The organism is Nonlabens sp., assembly GCF_965657255.1.
Taxonomy (GTDB): domain Bacteria; phylum Bacteroidota; class Bacteroidia; order Flavobacteriales; family Flavobacteriaceae; genus Nonlabens.
Window position 1 is genome coordinate 520,385 of the sequence record NZ_CBFHNM010000001.1, and the last position, 17,588, is coordinate 537,972.

Annotated in this window: 14 protein-coding genes, 1 tRNA gene and 1 pseudogene; 12 read left to right on the forward strand and 4 right to left on the reverse strand. The window is 35.0% G+C overall.

Annotation, left to right across the window (positions count from 1 at the left end):
* Positions 1 to 147 precede the first annotated feature (147 nt).
* Positions 148 to 2,004, forward strand: a complete 1,857-nt coding sequence (locus ACTF54_RS02350) for a cation:proton antiporter (RefSeq protein WP_438968649.1) — start codon at positions 148 to 150, stop codon at positions 2,002 to 2,004.
* 141 nt (positions 2,005 to 2,145) lie between these two features.
* Here the strand turns inward: ACTF54_RS02350 and lepA are convergent, their stop codons facing one another.
* Positions 2,146 to 3,945, reverse strand: a complete 1,800-nt coding sequence (gene lepA, locus ACTF54_RS02355) for a translation elongation factor 4 (RefSeq protein WP_347195607.1) — start codon at positions 3,943 to 3,945, stop codon at positions 2,146 to 2,148.
* A 90-nt stretch (positions 3,946 to 4,035) separates the two neighbouring features.
* Here lepA and ACTF54_RS02360 point away from each other — a divergent pair, with 90 nt between their 5' ends.
* From ACTF54_RS02360 to ACTF54_RS02375, 4 genes are all read left to right on the forward strand, one after another.
* A complete protein-coding gene (locus ACTF54_RS02360) occupies positions 4,036 to 4,527 on the forward strand; it encodes a carboxypeptidase-like regulatory domain-containing protein (protein ID WP_438968650.1) in 492 nt (163 codons plus the stop codon).
* Positions 4,503 to 4,709, forward strand: a complete 207-nt coding sequence (locus tag ACTF54_RS02365; protein WP_438968651.1) for a hypothetical protein — start codon at positions 4,503 to 4,505, stop codon at positions 4,707 to 4,709. The genes ACTF54_RS02360 and ACTF54_RS02365 overlap by 25 nt, the downstream gene beginning before the upstream one ends.
* Positions 4,710 to 5,022: 313 nt before the next feature.
* Positions 5,023 to 5,505, forward strand: a complete 483-nt coding sequence (locus tag ACTF54_RS02370; RefSeq protein WP_438968652.1) for an outer membrane beta-barrel protein — start codon at positions 5,023 to 5,025, stop codon at positions 5,503 to 5,505.
* Positions 5,502 to 6,446: an outer membrane beta-barrel family protein gene (locus ACTF54_RS02375; protein WP_438968653.1), complete on the forward strand. Its 945-nt coding sequence runs from the start codon at positions 5,502 to 5,504 to the stop codon at positions 6,444 to 6,446. The genes ACTF54_RS02370 and ACTF54_RS02375 overlap by 4 nt, the downstream gene beginning before the upstream one ends.
* A 105-nt stretch (positions 6,447 to 6,551) precedes the next feature.
* Here ACTF54_RS02375 and ACTF54_RS02380 read toward each other — a convergent pair whose 3' ends face one another.
* On the reverse strand, positions 6,552 to 7,490 hold the full coding sequence (locus ACTF54_RS02380; RefSeq protein WP_347195603.1) for a DUF3078 domain-containing protein: 939 nt from the start codon (positions 7,488 to 7,490) through the stop codon (positions 6,552 to 6,554).
* A 106-nt stretch (positions 7,491 to 7,596) separates the two neighbouring features.
* Positions 7,597 to 8,283: an SCO family protein gene (locus ACTF54_RS02385; RefSeq protein ID WP_347195602.1), complete on the reverse strand. Its 687-nt coding sequence runs from the start codon at positions 8,281 to 8,283 to the stop codon at positions 7,597 to 7,599.
* 435 nt (positions 8,284 to 8,718) lie between these two features.
* Between ACTF54_RS02385 and rseP the strand changes: the two genes are divergently transcribed.
* The 7 genes from rseP to ACTF54_RS02420 all read left to right on the forward strand — a co-directional run bounded on the left by rseP (position 8,719) and on the right by ACTF54_RS02420 (position 17,078).
* On the forward strand, positions 8,719 to 10,056 hold the full coding sequence (gene rseP, locus ACTF54_RS02390; RefSeq protein ID WP_347195601.1) for an RIP metalloprotease RseP: 1,338 nt from the start codon (positions 8,719 to 8,721) through the stop codon (positions 10,054 to 10,056).
* 107 nt (positions 10,057 to 10,163) lie between these two features.
* A tRNA-Asn gene (locus tag ACTF54_RS02395) sits at positions 10,164 to 10,237 on the forward strand.
* A gap of 205 nt (positions 10,238 to 10,442) precedes the next feature.
* The gene (locus tag ACTF54_RS02400) at positions 10,443 to 11,849 is read left to right on the forward strand and encodes a PSP1 domain-containing protein (protein WP_347195600.1); all 1,407 of its coding nucleotides are present in this window, start codon (positions 10,443 to 10,445) and stop codon (positions 11,847 to 11,849) included.
* Positions 11,849 to 12,343 carry a gliding motility lipoprotein GldH gene (locus ACTF54_RS02405; protein WP_347195599.1) on the forward strand — a complete coding sequence of 165 codons (495 nt, stop codon included), beginning with the start codon at positions 11,849 to 11,851 and terminating at the stop codon, positions 12,341 to 12,343. Before ACTF54_RS02400 ends, ACTF54_RS02405 begins: the two co-directional genes overlap by 1 nt.
* On the forward strand, positions 12,330 to 14,690 hold the full coding sequence (locus tag ACTF54_RS02410) for a transglycosylase domain-containing protein (RefSeq protein ID WP_438968654.1): 2,361 nt from the start codon (positions 12,330 to 12,332) through the stop codon (positions 14,688 to 14,690). Before ACTF54_RS02405 ends, ACTF54_RS02410 begins: the two co-directional genes overlap by 14 nt.
* Positions 14,690 to 15,403, forward strand: a complete 714-nt coding sequence (locus tag ACTF54_RS02415; RefSeq protein ID WP_347195597.1) for a 3'-5' exonuclease — start codon at positions 14,690 to 14,692, stop codon at positions 15,401 to 15,403. Before ACTF54_RS02410 ends, ACTF54_RS02415 begins: the two co-directional genes overlap by 1 nt.
* A complete protein-coding gene (locus ACTF54_RS02420; RefSeq protein WP_438968655.1) occupies positions 15,381 to 17,078 on the forward strand; it encodes an ABC transporter ATP-binding protein in 1,698 nt (565 codons plus the stop codon). The genes ACTF54_RS02415 and ACTF54_RS02420 overlap by 23 nt, the downstream gene beginning before the upstream one ends.
* A gap of 107 nt (positions 17,079 to 17,185) precedes the next feature.
* On the opposite strand, the pseudogene ACTF54_RS02425 reads toward ACTF54_RS02420, so the two are convergent.
* Positions 17,186 to 17,588, reverse strand: a pseudogene (locus ACTF54_RS02425) (hypothetical protein); the annotation flags it as partial.

Here is a 17,588-nt window from a genome sequence, read left to right on the forward strand (position 1 = left end):
TGTATTTTAAAATAATGCTGACTTAAATCTTAATGTTTGTTAAAAATATTAGATATAAGGCTATTTAATGCTTATTTCGCTTTAATGAAAATGGAACCATTATAGAACCTGTAAAAAAGGTCGTAATTTTCCTAAAAATTAAAACTTATGCTAGAACTAGCAGGAATTATCATATTAGGAATACTAGCCCAGTGGATGGCGTGGCGATTTAAGATACCAGCTATTTTACCATTAATCATCATAGGACTACTAGTTGGACCTTTTTCTACGTTATACACAGAAGATGCTTCTAAAATTATCGAGCCTATATGGAATGGGACGATAGGCCTTTTCCCAGGAGACAGCTTATTTTACTTTGTATCACTAGCGATTAGTATCATTCTTTTTGAAGGAGGACTTACTTTAAAGAGAGAAGAAATACTCAATACTGGTCCTGTAATAGGGAAGTTAATATCTGTAGCTGTGTTGATTACATTTATAGGTGGTGGCGTTGCAGCACACTATATCTTTGGATTAAGCTGGAAGATAGCGTTATTATTTTCTGCTTTAATCATTGTAACTGGACCTACTGTAATCACGCCTATTTTAAGAAATATTCCTCTTAAAAAAGATGTCAGTTCTATATTAAAATGGGAAGGGATTCTTATCGATCCTATAGGTGCTTTATTTGCCGTTTTGGTTTTTGAATTTATCAGTGCTGGTGCTGGTGGAGAATTTACTATTGTGGCGTTAGAAGAATTTGGGAAAATTGTTTTATTCGGTTTTACATTTGGATTTTCTTTTGCTCATGCTCTTGCCTTTTCTATCAAGAAAAAATTAATACCACACTATTTATTGAACGTTTTTACTCTAGCAGCAGTTTTAGGCGTTTTTGTATTAAGTGATGCCTTTGCTCATGAATCCGGTCTTTTAGCAGTGGTAGTAATGGGTATGGTATTAGGAAACATAAATCTACCCAACCTTAAAGAATTACTTTATTTCAAAGAATCTCTTAGTGTATTATTAATATCTATTCTATTTATACTTCTAGCAGCAAACATTAATATGGAAGATCTGTATTTGATTTACCGATGGGAAACAGCTGCATTGTTTGCTATAATCGCTTTTATTATAAGGCCATTAGGTGTTTTTGCTAGTTCTACAAATAGTGGTTTAAAGCTTAATGAAAAGTTATTTATCTCTTGGGTGGGACCACGTGGTATTGTTGCTGCTGGTATCGCCTCATTATTTGGTTCTAAATTAGTATCACAAGGAATTGAAGGTGCAGAATATATCACACCATTAGTTTTCATGATTGTTTTAGGAACTGTTTTGCTTAATGCAACTACTGCTAGAATGTTTGCAAAAATAGTGGGTGTTTTCCTTAAAAAATCAAACGGTATTATGATCATAGGAGCGTCTAAGTTCTCTAGACTCATTGCTGACTATCTTAATAAAAATGGTCGCAGCGTCGTGTTGATAGACTCTAACACTAATAATGTGCGTACCGCAAAAGAGCAAGGACTGGAAGCTTTTACTGCAGACATTTACTCTGACGCATTTTCTGATAATATCGAATTTAATAACATAGGTTATTTAATGGCTTTAACTGGAAACTCACAAATAAATGAGTATGCTATTGAAAGTTTTGGAGATCGTTTTGGAGAAAATGGCGCTTTCAGATTGGTACACTCTAACGAAATTCATAATCCAAATAAAAACCCATTATCAGGTTTATTCTCTGCTACAGACGATTATGTAAACATGATGGAAGTCGCTCGTTACCACGGTAAAATTCACGAAATCGAAATCAAATCGCAAGATCATTTTGAAGGGCTTATAGAAATCACCAAAACAGATGACGACATCATTCCTTTATTTATAAAAAAGGATAATAAAATAGATATTGTCCCTTCTATGTCTCTTAAAATGGAAATTGAAAAAGGAAGTATTCTAGCTTACCTAGGTAAAGAGATTATAGAGCAAGAAACTGGTGAAGTTACTGTAGAAGAGGAAGTCTTATAAGAAACACTCTTTTGTGACTAACAGTAGAATGACATGATCATTTATAACAAACGAAATGAAAATTTCCTAAATAACAAAAGCCTCATCGATTGATGAGGCTTTTGTTTTATATACTTTCGCGAAAGCGAAACTAATATCTAATTAATCATTCAATTTAAGAACTGCCATAAACGCCTGTTGTGGTATTTCTACATTTCCTACCTGTCGCATGCGCTTCTTACCTTTCTTTTGCTTTTCTAGCAATTTACGTTTACGTGAGATATCACCACCATAACATTTTGCCGTTACATCTTTACGTAAAGCTTTGATCGTTTCACGAGCAATAATTTTTGCCCCTATTGCTGCTTGTACTGGAATATCAAACTGTTGTCTAGGTATTAATTCACGTAGTTTTTCTACCATCTTTTTACCTATAGTGTAAGCATTATCAAAGTGAATTAAAGCGCTTAATGCGTCTACTGTTTGAGCATTCAATAAAATATCTACACGTACTAATTTTGACTCACGCATACCTATAGGCATGTAATCAAAAGACGCATATCCTTTTGAAACAGTCTTTAACCTATCATAAAAATCAAAAACAATTTCTGCCAAAGGCATATCAAAGGTCATTTCTACACGCTCTGTAGTAAGATAAGTTTGATTTGTTACCACACCTCTTTTTTCTATACAAAGTGACATCACATTACCTACAAAATCAGATTTTGTAATGATAGTCGCTTTAATAAAAGGTTCTTCTACTCTGTTTAAAGAAGAAGGTTCTGGAAGATCGGTTGGATTATTTACAATAAGAATCTCGTCTGGATTCTTGTGCGTGTATGCATGATAAGAAACGTTAGGAACTGTAGTAATCACAGTCATATTAAATTCACGTTCTAGTCGCTCTTGAATAATCTCAAGGTGTAACATCCCTAAGAATCCACAACGGAAACCAAAACCTAGCGCCGCACTACTTTCTGCTTGAAATACTAGAGAAGCATCGTTCAATTGTAGTTTTTCCATACTTGAACGCAGGTCCTCATAATCTTCTGTATCTACTGGATAAATCCCTGCAAACACCATAGGTTTAACATCCTCAAAACCACCGATTGGATTGGTCGTTGGATTTGCATGATCCGTTATTGTGTCACCTACTTTTACTTCCTTGGCTTCTTTGATACCAGTGATAAGATATCCTACATCACCAGCTTTTATTTCCTTTTTAGGAACTTGATTTAGTTTCAAAGTTCCTACTTCGTCCGCATAATAGCTTTCGCCTGTTGCCACAAATTTGATTTGCTGTCCTTTTTTAATAGAACCATTGATTACTCTAAAAATAGTCTCTACACCACGGAACTGATTGTATTGTGAATCAAAAACTAGCGCTTGTAGCGGCTCATCTGGATTTCCTTTAGGTGGTGGAACACGCTCTATTATCGCATCAAGAATATCCTGAATACCTAGACCTGTTTTTGCACTTGCAGGAATTACATCACTAGGATCACAACCTAAAAGATCTACGATATCATCTGTTACTTCTTCTGGATTTGCACTAGGTAAATCTACCTTGTTTAATACAGGAATAATTTCTAGATCATTTTCCAGAGCTAGATATAAATTAGAAATGGTTTGAGCCTGTATACTTTGTGCCGCATCTACTATCAATAAAGCGCCTTCACAAGCCGCGATAGATCTAGAAACCTCGTAAGAAAAATCTACATGTCCAGGAGTATCAATCAGGTTAAGAATATATTGCTCTCCATCTGGAGCAGTATAATCCATCTGTATTGCATGTGATTTAATTGTAATTCCTCTTTCACGCTCTAGATCCATACTATCTAATAACTGCGCTTGAGACTCGCGCTTTGTAACTGTATGAGTAGCGTCTAACAGCCTGTCTGCCAGAGTACTCTTACCGTGATCGATATGTGCGATGATACAAAAATTACGTATATTCTTCATAGTCCTTTACAATAGTGTGCAAATATAATCTAAAACATGGCTGCAACTTTTCTCAAGGTTAGGTATTTTAACTAGTCTAACCATTCCAAATTGAAACATCTACCATTTTTTATTTTTCGCCTAGTTCTTAGTACGACTGCACAAAATGATCTTACAGGAACCATCTTTAATAATCAAAAGGAGCTTTTGCCTTACAGCAACATCGTCTTGTTTAAAATGCCCGACGGTGTTTTTTATAAAGCTTCTTATTCTGATGAGAATGGAAAATTTAAAATAGCAAACTGTTCAAATGGAGATTATACGTTACAGGTTTCTTCTGTTGGATATGTTCCGCTTTCGCGAAAGCTAACCTTAAATCTAACTACAGATCTGGGTACTATTATTCTCTCAGAAAACACGGAAGAGCTGGATGCTGTTTTAGTAACGGCAAATAGACCAACTAGAGATAAAAAAGCTGGTCGATTAGTTTTTAATGTAGAAAACACGGTTTTAAGTACAGGAAACACGCAAAATCTATTAAAAAAACACCAGGTATTTTTTAGACGGAAGGAACCTATATGGTACAAAATTCTCCAGCGGTGATTTATATCAATAACAAGCGTGTTTATCTAGCTAGTGATGAATTGAACCAGTTACTGCAAGGTTACAGTGCCGATAACATTAAGAGTGTAGAAGTTATTACAAATCCACCTGCAAGTTATGATGCAGAAGGTGTTGCGGTAATCAGTATCAACAACATCCAAAGGAATTTCCCTGGACTATAAAGGGAATTTAAATGGACAATGGACGCAAGGTACCTTTACTAAATATCAGGTAGGGACTTCACACTTCTATAAGAACAACTGGTTAAATGTTTATGCTAATTATAATTACAACCCAAGAAAGGACTTTAAAAAAGATGACTCTGAAATAGGCTTCTTCAATCCTGATGGAACTCGATCTGAAAGGTGGTTTTCTACCTTAGATAAAATAGACCGTAGCGTTGCTCATAATTTCAATACCATTATAGACATAACAGTAGATAAGAAAAACTCTTTAAGTTTTTCTGGTAATTTTAATAGGAATGAAAATAACGACGTGACCTATGAAAATGAAACTCTAATACTTCCTGAGGCAACAACTAACTTTTCTGGGTTTGACGCCAATTCTGTATTTCAAAAAAATCGAACTAATGGTTTTGCAAATGCACAATGGCTACATATTCTTAACGAAAATGGTGCCTCACTTTCTCTAGAAGGAAACTATATTTTTACAGATAGTGATCAAATTCAAAATTTAACCTCTACATTCTTTGATTCTAATCAAGGAATCACGGGAATCAACCGTTTTCGTACAAATGCAGATCAAGAAATAGATATTTATACGGCAAAATTAGATTATAACGGCTCAATAGGCAATTATTCTTTGAGTAGTGGTTTTAAATTCTCTAATGTTTCCTCCACTAGTGCGCAGGACTTTTTTGATACCACTTCTAGCACTACACTTGATCCAGGACGATCAGACCTTTTCTTATACGATGAGACTATTTTTGCAGGTGATGCACAACTGGATCGCAGTTGAAAAAATGGTCACTTGCTGCAGGTGTACGTGTAGAACAAATCGATGTAGATGGAGTTTCTGAATCTTTAGGAAAAGTAAATACACAAGAATATCTAGAATTATTTCCTAATCTGGCAGTGACTAATCAAGCAAATGAAAATAATGCCTATACTTTAAATTACAAAAGGAGTATCGATAGACCTAGTTATGTAGATTTACATCCTTTTAGCACATTTTTAAATGATTTCACCTTCAATACAGGTAACCCTAATTTGCAACTAGCGTTTAACAATAAATTTACTGTAAGGTGGAATCATAAAAACAAGTGGTTTGTAGATGCTTACTTTTTGTACACTAAAGATGTATTGAGCGATGTACCTTTTCAAGATAATTCTAATAACACGCTCAATACTCAAAGCATCAATTTAAACTATGAATTGCAATACAGTATAGACGCTTCTACCTATCAATATATCAATCAAAGTTGGTACACCGCACTCACAACTAGTTTATTCTACATGGAAAATGAGACTAATGCAGCACCATCTGGCAATATAGATGTGGTAACCTCTACTACTGGTTTCTTTGTAAACTCTTTTAATCGATTAAATATATCTAACAATAGAGCGCTATCAATGGATGTAGATGTCACCTATATTTCCAGCCTATTATTGGGAACTTGTGAATGGGGTGGTTCTTTTATAACTAACGTAAGTTTTAATAAAAGCCTTTGGAAAAGAAGAGCCCAATTAACGCTTGCTTTGACTGATATTTTCAGCACTCAAAATCAACAATTAACTACTCGTTATTTAAATCAAGATAATAATTATCTAGCCTTACCAGAAACCAGAACTATAAGTATAGGCTTCACTTACAACTTTGGAAACTTCAGACTTGAAAATAACGAGGTTACTACACCTGAAGAACAAGAACGTATTTCTAAAAAAGAAGTAGGTATTTAAAGAATGTGACTTTTCAATATAAAGCTTCAAAACATTAAGAAATGATAACCAAAATACCTGTTTTGACACATTTGGGTTCTATATTGAAGTTGTAAAATATATGTCTTAAAATTTGTAGTTCAATCCTATCAAATAATACGATTGTAATTGATTATCAACATTCTCAAAGGTAAAAGGATCTGCCATTGGTGCTAGGTTATTATTTGCAAAATTAAGAGCTTCTTGCTTGTTTCCTCTAATACCAAATTCAAAACCAATACCTATATTTTTCCATAAAGTATAACCAAAAGAGTTGATCCATGTATAGTTAGAAAGGTCGCTACTATCATAGCTATAAAACATCGATAGATTAGACTTGAAACTCACCTTTCCTATACTGCGTGTATAGTCTGCAACAACTTTTGCTCCTAGAGATGAATTGAAAACTGTATCGTCATCAGCAAATACAAAATTGTAGTTTAATGGATGCACCACTACAACTAGATAATCATCAGGTGTCCAAGTACCACCGACTCCAAAATCCAGGTATCCAGGATCATTGAAATTGTTTAATAAAGTAGTACGATATTCTCCTAAAGCAGAGATAGCCAACTTCTCGTTTAACCTATAGCCGTAAAGAGAAGAAATATTAAAAACATCTGTCGCTTCCTGGAAACTATCGTCGTCGGTTGGGTCGTTCTTATCATCAAATTTCACCCATCCTAAGTTGATGTTTAAAGAGTTTCTCCAAAAATATTTAGGCTGTTTTAAGTTTGCAAAAGCATTTGCTGTAAGACCTATATTACCTGAAGATACATCTGCACTTCCTTGAGAATACCAGTTGCTAAATTCTGATAAATTAACACCGACCGTACCAAAGGCTCCTTTTTTCCATCCTGGTAGCGCATCAATTTTTGATTGAATCGCGTTCACTCTAGACTGAATTTGAGCAATAGAATCTTTTTTCTCTTTTCTAAGAGCTTTTAATTCTTCTTCTGTTTGCGTTTGTGCAAAAGCTGCAGTTACCGCAATAAGTAATACTGAAGAAAGTAATAATTTTTTCATTTTGTAAAGATTATAATATGAAGACAAATGTAATTATACCCTAAACTAATGAATAGAAAGAAATGGAAAAGAATGGAAAATACGATAAAATGACACTTAGAAAGGATCACTCACTTTCTTCTCCATAAATATCCTTTAAAATGTAAATGTCCTTAATTAGTTCCTTGACATCTTCTACACTTGTACCGTCATAAGAGCGGCTGCGCAATCTACCTTCTTTGTCTACTAGCAAGAAATTCTCTGTATGAATAAGCGCATAATCACCGCCATATTTGTTCTCTTTTGCGGCAAGGTAAGATTTACGAGCAAGATCATAAATCTGTTTACGATCGCCTGTTACAAGATTCCATTTTTGATCTAAAACTCCTTTCTTAACCGCATATTTTTTCAATATTTCTACTGAGTCAATTTCTGGAGTTACACTGTGAGAAAGAATCATCACTTCTGGATCATTTTTAAACTCTTCTTGTACCAGCATCATATTTTTAGTCATTACTGGGCATATGGTAGGACAAGTCGTAAAAAAGAAATCGGCCACATATATTTTACCAGTGTAGTCTGCTTGCGTTATTGTGTCCCCATTTTGATTTACAAGCTCAAAAGGAGCAACTTTATGGTATTTTTTTACAAAAAGCATAGAATCGTCTACCAGCGTCGGATCAAACTCGTCTGGTTGTAATATTTTTAGTGACTTTTCTGGTGTCAAGGCATACTGAAAAGAAGCCATAATACCACCACAAAGAATAACCATGAAAAGCGCGCGCCATTTATTTTTATCTAAGAATTCTAGCATTTGTGATACTTTTTTACAAAATTACGACCTAATTCTTCTATTGGTGAACGTTTTATGATTTTCCTTACTAATAATATGGCTTCCATGAATAGTTTTATCGTGATTATTTTAATGGTTTTTGTTCTCGCTTTCGCGAAAGCGAGATTTTATTCCTATTCCATCTCAATTTCTAGTAGTTATTGTTTAATTAGAAAACTATAATTTGTTTGATCTAAAATTTTATGATAAGAGAATAAAGAAATGATCAACAATAAATACTAAAATAAAAATACAGATTTACCTGATACTGTAGCTGAAACATGTGATCCTTATATTTTCCACAACCTAACAAATACTGGTCTGTAAACTTAAAACTAGTTGCTTTCTAATTCTTTATACCTATTATGCAAACTGTCGTGAATGACCTATTTTTGCGACTCTCAAAAAAACGAATCAATGCATCCATATTTAATTATAGCGATTAACTTTTTAATGAGCCTTTCTCTGCTAATTGTATTGCACGAGCTAGGTCATTTTATTCCCGCTAGAATTTTCAAAACACGTGTAGAAAAATTCTATCTGTTTTTTGATATAAAGTATTCTTTATTTAAAAAACAAATAGGGGAAACTCTTTATGGGATAGGCTGGTTACCGTTAGGTGGTTATGTAAAGATCTCGGGAATGATCGATGAGAGTATGGATAAAGAGCAAATGGCCCAAGAACCTAAAGAATGGGAATTTAGATCAAAACCAGCGTGGCAAAGATTAATCATTATGCTAGGTGGCGTTGTAGTAAATGTGGTAGTAGGCTTTATCATTTACATAGGTCTTATCGCTTATGATGGAACTAATGAAGCAAATGGAACAGATTACAAATATGGATTTGGTTTTCCAGAAACATTAGAAAAAATAGGATTTGAACAAGGAGATCAAATCCTTCTTCTTGACAAAGACACCATCGCTTATGCACCATCTTTTAATCATAAATTAATTTTTAGAGATATTAAAACAGTAACCGTTCTAAGAAATGGCCAGCCTGTTGAAATAACGATACCAGAAGATATAGGTAATAGATTGTTTGAAGCTGGTGTTTCTACATCTTTAGAAGCAAGGTTTCCTTTCAAAATAGATTCTGTACAGGCTGGCACTATAGCTGCTGAAATAGGCCTAAAAAAGGATTATAAAATTATAAGTGTTGCAAATTACCCTGTAGAATTTAATACGGACTACACTTATGCAATCAATCATAAAGTTACAGACAGTATTCCTTTTGAATTAGTTTATCAAGATTCCAATGGTACAGAATTTATAAAGACTGTAGATTTTAATGGAGAGCGGAAAACGCTGGGCATTTATAAGTATTCAACAGATAAAAATTATGCCAAGGTAGAAAGAAAACAATATACTTTTTCAGAAAGCATCACGGCTGGTATTTCTCAAGGTTACTGGACCATGCACGATTATATTGTACAGTTCAAATACGTATTTACTAAAAAAGGAGCTAGTCAGTTAGGTGGTTTTGGAACGATTGCAAAACTTTATCCTGACACATTTGACTGGGCTGGTTTCTGGGCAACGACGGCATTCATATCGTTCATACTAGCAATAATGAACATCTTACCTATTCCAGCATTAGATGGTGGACATGTTATGTTTTTGCTTTATGAAATTATTACTGGTCGCAAACCAGGAGACAAATTTTTAGAGCGTGCACAAATTATAGGGATTGTTATTTTACTATCGTTAATGTTGTATGCTAATGGTAATGATCTATTTAAAGCCATATTTGGATAATTTATTTAAAAAAGATGATTTTTTTCATTTAAAAGTTTGCTACAAATAAAAAACATAGTAAATTTGCCATCGCTTAAGCAACTAGCTTTAGTTTGTGTATATCACAGTCCTCTTTAGCTCAGTTGGTTAGAGCATCTGACTGTTAATCAGAGGGTCCTTGGTTCGAGCCCAAGAAGAGGAGCAAAATCCCAATCAGCAATGGTTGGGATTTTTTTATACCTAATAATTCATGCCTGTAATTTGTATTTTACGACTGCATTCTAGTAAGAAATCACAGGCATCAATTCACAATATCCCACACTTTTAATTGTTATATTTACAATTCAAGTAATGACTTCAATTGAACGACTTATTCGTTTCAATTTCAATATATAGAGAATACAAGAATGAGCTGTAATAGTTGTGGAACTGGTGGTGGAGCACCTGGTGGATGTAAAAATCACGGTACCTGTGGTACCAGTGGATGTAATAAATTAACGGTTTTTGACTGGTTAGCAAACATGGAGTTGCCAGATGGTCAAAAAATATTTCCTTACGTAGAAGTACGTTTTAAAAACAGTCGCAAAGATTTCTTCTATAACAAAGAAAACCTTCAACTAAAGATAGGTGACGTAGTCGCGACACAAACAGAGACTGGTCATGACATAGGGATTGTCACTATCACAGGCGAATTAGTGCGTGTGCAGATGAAACGCAAACGTGTTAAAATAAATGAAGACGTGCCTGTAGTTTATAGAATTGCGTCAGAAAAGGATGTTCAGAAATGGGTTGCAGCTCGTGAAAGAGAAGAACCGATGAAAGTGCGTGCACGAGAGATTGCCATACGCTTACAACTCAAAATGAAAATCTCTGATATAGAATTTCAAGGAGATGGATCAAAAGCCACTTTTTATTACACTGCAGATGAACGCGTGGATTTCAGAGAGTTGATTAGAGAATATGCTAGCGAGTTCAAAACAAGAATAGAAATGCGTCAAATAGGACTGCGTCAGGAAGCAGCTCGTTTAGGTGGTATAGGTTCTTGTGGACGTGAATTATGTTGTAGTACCTGGTTGACAGATTTTAGATCTGTGACTACAGGAGCTGCCCGCTATCAAAACTTATCTTTGAATCCGCAAAAACTTGCTGGACAATGCGGTAAACTAAAGTGTTGCTTAAATTATGAGCTCGATTCCTACATGGATGCGCTGAGTAATTTTCCTAAGCAAAATCAAAAACTCTACTTTACTAAAGGAACAGCTATCTGTCAAAAAGTAGATATTTTTAAAGGTTTGATGTGGTTTTGCTATGATGGTGAGTGGATGAACTGGCATACATTAACAACTGATCAGGTTCATGAAATTATAGCAAAAAACAAAGCAAAGGAAACCGTTGCTAGCATTGAAGAATATGCAAACGAGTGGATAGTTGAAGAAGAAGTGAGTTTTGAAAACGTAGTAGGACAAGATAGTTTAACGCGTTTTGACCAGCCTAAATCGCGCAGTAAACGCAGTAAAAAGCGCAAGCCTAGCAATCGCAACAGAAATAACAAAACTGCATCTTCTGTAGAAACAGCTACAAGAACAGCTCCGGCATCAAAAGAAACACGCCCTAAACGCAAACCGAGACCTAACAAAAGAAATAAAGATACAAATAAACATAAATCAGAAAGCGCACCGGTTAAAAAGAGTACAACACCTAATCCTAAAGCTAACCCTGATAAAAACGCAAAGTCTAATAATCCTAGACCCAATCGTAACAAAAATCGCAATCGTAATAACGATAGCAATAAGCCGCCTAAAAAGGAAGATTAGTGAAGAAGTTATTATGTTTACTAGCAATTATGAGTCTGATCTCCTGCGATGATCAACTAGTTAGTGCAGATTATTATGATGTGCCACCATCTGGCTGGGATATTAAAGACATGGTTAGTTTTCAAATAGAACCACAAGACAGCACAATCGCTTATGATCTGTTTATCAACTTACGCAATACTCACGATTATGAATACAATAACCTTTGGTTGATATCACAGATAAAATTTCCGCAAGGAAAAGTCGTTACAGACACATTACAGTACCGCATGACAGCATCAGATGGTAAATTTTTAGGAACTGGTTCTAGCGATGTGTTAGAAAATAAACTTTGGTTAAAAGAAGGTATCCGCTTTCGCGAAAGCGGAACTTACCAACTAGCACTTAAACACGCTATGAGAAAAACCGGAGAGGTAAATGGCGATGCTCAATTAAAAGGCATTCTCAATGTTGGATATAGTATAGAAAAACAAGTGCAAAATGGCAGCAACTAAAGCACAAATAGGAAAAGAAAACGAGGAAAAGAAAAAGAATATTTCATTATTCTGGAAATTATATGCTCTTAGTATAGGACTTTTAATACTATTATTTTTACTCGCCGCATGGGAAGTATTCGGTGATTTACCTGATCACACCGCATTAGAAAACCCACAAACAGAGCTAGCAACAGAAATCGTAACTGCAGATGGTAAAACTTTAGGAAGTTTCTATAACGAGAATAGAAAACCTGTAAAATTTGACGATTTACCTACACATCTTGTAGACGCATTAGTATCCACAGAAGATGAACGTTTCTGGGATCACAGTGGTATTGATGGCTATGGAACTACTAGAGCAGCTGTTTATCTAGGATCTAAAGGTGGTGCCAGTACTATTACACAACAACTAGCAAAACTTTATTTTACAGAAGAAGCTAGTAAAAACAAACTAGTACGTGGAATTCAAAAAATTAGAGAGTGGATCATCACCTCTAGACTTGAAAAACAATACACAAAAGAAGAAATCATCACCCAATACTTAAACGAGTTTGATTTCCTAAAACAAGCCATAGGAATACGATCTGCTGCAAATATTTATTTTGGTAAGGAACCTAAACAATTAAATGTTTCAGAAAGTGCCGTTCTTGTAGCTATGCTTAAAAATCCTAGACAGTTCAATCCTTATAGAGAGATATCCAAAGAGAAATCCCTTCAAAGACGTAATCAAGTTTTTGTACAAATGGTACGCAATAATAAAATGACTGAAGAAGTTAAGGACAGTCTTAAGCAAATACCTATAAAACTGGACTACAACTCTGCCAGTCATAGTGAAGGAATGGGGACCTATTTCAGAGAACATTTACGTAGTGAATTAAAATCATGGGCAAAAGATCATATCAATCCAGAAACAGGAGAACCATTTAATTTATATAACGACGGTTTGAAAATAAATGTTACCATTGACCATCGTATGCAAAAAATGGCTGAAGAAGCAGTTTATGCGCACATGGAACGCCTTCAAGCCGAATTTGACCACCAACAAAAACGTAATAAAACAGCTCCTTTTACTGATATTACAGATGAGCAAATTGAAAGTACTTTAAGATCTGCTATGAAAAGATCTGAAAGGTGGAGACAAATGAAAGCTAAAGGAATCAAAGAAGCTGATATCGTTAAAAGTTTCAACGTAAAAACAGACATGACTGTTTTTGATTGGAAAGCAGAATTTAGAGAACGTGATACTGTAATGACGCCTATGGATTCCATACGTTACTACAAAAGGTTTCTTCACACAGGTTTAATGTCTTTAGAACCGCAAACCGGTCATGTAAAAGCATGGGTAGGTGGTATCAATCACAAACACTTTAAATTTGATCATGTAGAGACAGGAAGAAGACAGGCAGGATCTACTTTCAAGCCATTTCTATATTCTACCGCTATCGATTTATTACATTACAGTCCTTGTAAAGAATATCCAGACGGTGAATACACTATACCAGCAGGAAAACATGGCAATACTAAAGACTGGACCCCAAAAGATTCTAACGGTGATTATGGCAACTTGATGACACTTCAAGAAGCCCTAGCAAAGTCCAAGAATACAATTTCAGCAAGGTTAATGGATCAAGTAGGACCACAACCGGTCATTGATCGAGCAGCACAATTAGGCATCAATATAGAAAATATAGATGCAGTTCCATCTCTAGCGTTAGGAACTGCAGATGTTAGTCTTTATGAAATGGTAGGTGCTTATGGAGTTTTTGCAAATGGTGGAATTTATAACACACCAGTTCTTGTAACCAGCATAGAGGATAAAAATGGTACCATTCTTTTTCAATACGTGCCTGAAAGTAGGGATGTAATGAATCCTGAAACTGCCTATGTAACCGTAAGTCTTATGGAAGGTGTTACCAGAATAGGAAGTGGTGCAAAATTAAGAGGCAATAGCACATGGGCAGCTGGAACTGATTTTTATAAAGAAGTAATCACTGATTATCCTTATGATTTCAAAAATGATATCGCCGGAAAAACAGGAACTACTCAAAACAATTCTGACGGATGGTTCATGGGAATGGTACCTAATCTAGTAACCGGTGTTTGGGTAGGTGGTGAAGATCGGTCTGTACATTTTAAATCTACAAAATACGGCCAAGGTGCTACTATGGCTTTACCTATTTGGGGTAGTTTTATGAAACGTGTCTATGCAGATGAGACTCTAGAAGTATCAAAAGAACCATTTAAAAAACCAGAAAACCTTTCCATCGAGACAGATTGCGATGAATATCAAAAAAATCAAGGAGGCGATCCTTTAAAAACAGGTAACTCTGAAAACGACAGTTCTAACGAATTAGACATGATATAATGATCTCAAAACTTTCCATAGAAAATATATTGTTTCTAGATATTGAAACGGTGCCACAACAGGAAAGTTTTGAGCAGCTTGACGATATAGATCAGCAGTTATATGCTGACAAAACTAAATACCAGCGTAAGGAAGAATTTACTCCTTCACAGTTCTATGACCGAGCTGGTATCTGGGCAGAATTTGGCAAAATAGTATGTATCTCGGTTGGGTACTTTGTTAATAGAGAGAATGGACAGCAATTTAGGACGCGCAGTTTTTTAGGTGATGAAAAAGAGCTATTAGGAGAGTTTAGCTCTTTACTTAATGAACACTTCTCAGGAAAAAATCATTTGCTTTGTGCTCATAATGGTAAAGAATTTGACTTTCCTTACATCGCTAGGAGAATGATTATTCTAGGTTTAGAAATCCCTTCAAAACTTAATTTATTTGGTAAAAAACCATGGGAAGTTCCACATTTAGACACTTTGGAATTGTGGAAGTTTGGCGATTATAAACACTACACCAGTCTCAAATTATTGACACGTATTTTAGATATTCCTTCGCCCAAAGATGATATCGACGGATCTCAAGTAAGAGACGTTTTCTATGAAGAAAAAGACATACGGCGTATTGCTACTTATTGTGAAAAAGACGTTGTCGCAGTAGCCCAAATTGTTCTCAAATTGCGTAAAGAACCTATTCTTACCGATGAGCAAGTCATCTCAAAATAACACAGTAGCCTCGATAAAAGCACTGAACGTCAGTTTTTCAAATGGAAAGCAAAACGTTCAAGTGTTACACGATATCTCTTTAGATATTTTTAAAAATGAAATTGTTGCAGTAGTTGGTGAGTCTGGTAGTGGTAAGTCTGTCACAAGTAAAGCTCTCATGGGCCTTTTACCAGATCAATCTGCCCAGATTCATGCTGTAGAACTTTCTTTACAAGGTAAAAATTTACTAGAGTTAGAAGATGGAGAATGGTCTCGCTTTCGCGGAAGCGAGATAAGCATGATCTTTCAAGAACCTATGAGCTCTCTTAATCCAACCATCACTTGTGGAAACCAAGTGATAGAAGTGATGGTACAACATCAGAAAATAAGTGCTTCTAAAGCTAAAAGAGAAGTTCTTGATCTTTTTGAAAAGGTAAAATTACCTACTCCTAAAACGACTTTTTCAAAATATCCACATGAAATAAGTGGTGGCCAGATGCAACGCGTCATGATAGCAATGGCTATAGCATGCAAACCAGTCTTACTTATTGCAGACGAACCAACCACCGCACTGGACGTAACAGTACAAAAAGAAATTATACTTTTATTGAAAGAACTACAAAAAGAATATGGAATGAGTATTCTTTTTATATCTCATGATCTTTCTTTGGTCCATTCTATAGCTGATCGAATTATAGTTATGTATCAAGGTAGAATTGTGGAACAGGGATTTTCTAAAGAGATTTTTGATCATCCAAAAGAACAGTATACCAAAGCACTCATTGCATCCAGACCTAGCACAACAAATAGGCTCAAGAATTTACCTACCATAAATGATTTTGTAACAAATACGGTTTCCAGTGAACTGATTTATCCGAAGCAACGAGCAAAATCACATAACGAGATTTATAGCAAAGAACCATTGCTACAAGTTATTGATCTAATTAAAGATTTTCCTTTAAAGAAAAAAATGTTTCGGAAACAGGAATATTTTAGAGCGGTAGATGGTGTAAGCTTTCAATTGTTTGCAGGAGAAAGTCTAGGTCTGGTAGGGGAAAGTGGTTGTGGTAAAAGCACTTTAGGAAATCTTATTTTACGCCTAATTGATAGCACAAAAGGCAAGATTATTTATAAAGATCAAGACATTACTAGATTGAAAGGTAAAGCCATGCGTGAATTAAGAAAAGAGATTCAAATTATTTTTCAAGATCCTTTTGCTTCATTGAATCCAAGACTTACCGTAGGAGAAGCTATTATCGAACCAATGAAATGGCATGGTATAGGTAAAAACAACGCTGATAGAAAAGAAAGAGTTCTTCATCTACTTAAAAGAGTAGGGTTAACAGCAGAGCATTACAATAGATATCCGCACGAATTTAGTGGTGGACAACGTCAACGTATAGGAATTGCAAGAACTGTTGCTCTCGAACCTAAATTGATTGTTTGTGATGAAAGTGTGAGTGCACTTGATATTTCTGTACAAGCACAAGTATTGAATCTATTAAATGAGTTTAAAGCAGACTTTGGTTTCTCTTATCTATTCATTTCACATGATCTAGCAGTAGTAAAATACTTTTGTGACCAAGTCATTGTAATGAACAAAGGAAAAATAGAAGAAAAAAATGAGGCCGATGCTTTGTATTCAAATCCGCAAAGTGATTATACAAAGAAACTGATTGCTGCAATACCAGAGTGAATTGGCTTATAACCTTTCTATTAAGACGTCGTAATTATCCCATAAAAAAGCACCTTTAAATTAAATTTAAAGGTGCTTTTGATTTATTGAGTAAATACAGATGTTTGTTACAGCCCAAACTCGTATCTGATACGTAGTCCTGCCATATTAAGCATTACCTTATCAAATAATGCATTTCCTGAGATTTGATTAGAAGCATTTAAACTGCTATTATTTATGAAGTCTAATGGTGTGTTTTGATTGTATTCAATCATGCTGGTATTATTGTTCTCCATTAAGTTGTTAAGACCATATTCTGCAAACACTCCAAAATACATCCAGCCAGAACCTACATTCTCCTTTATCCCTATCTCTACAAAAGCATTGAAGCTATTTTTAATGTCTATATCACTTTCTGAAAATTCAATATCATTAAAAGTTCCAAATCCAGCAAATCTCGGTGCGGTTAACTCGGCATTGAATCTTTCAAAATAACCACTAGTAGTTAATTGGTCTGCTTCTCCTTGGGAG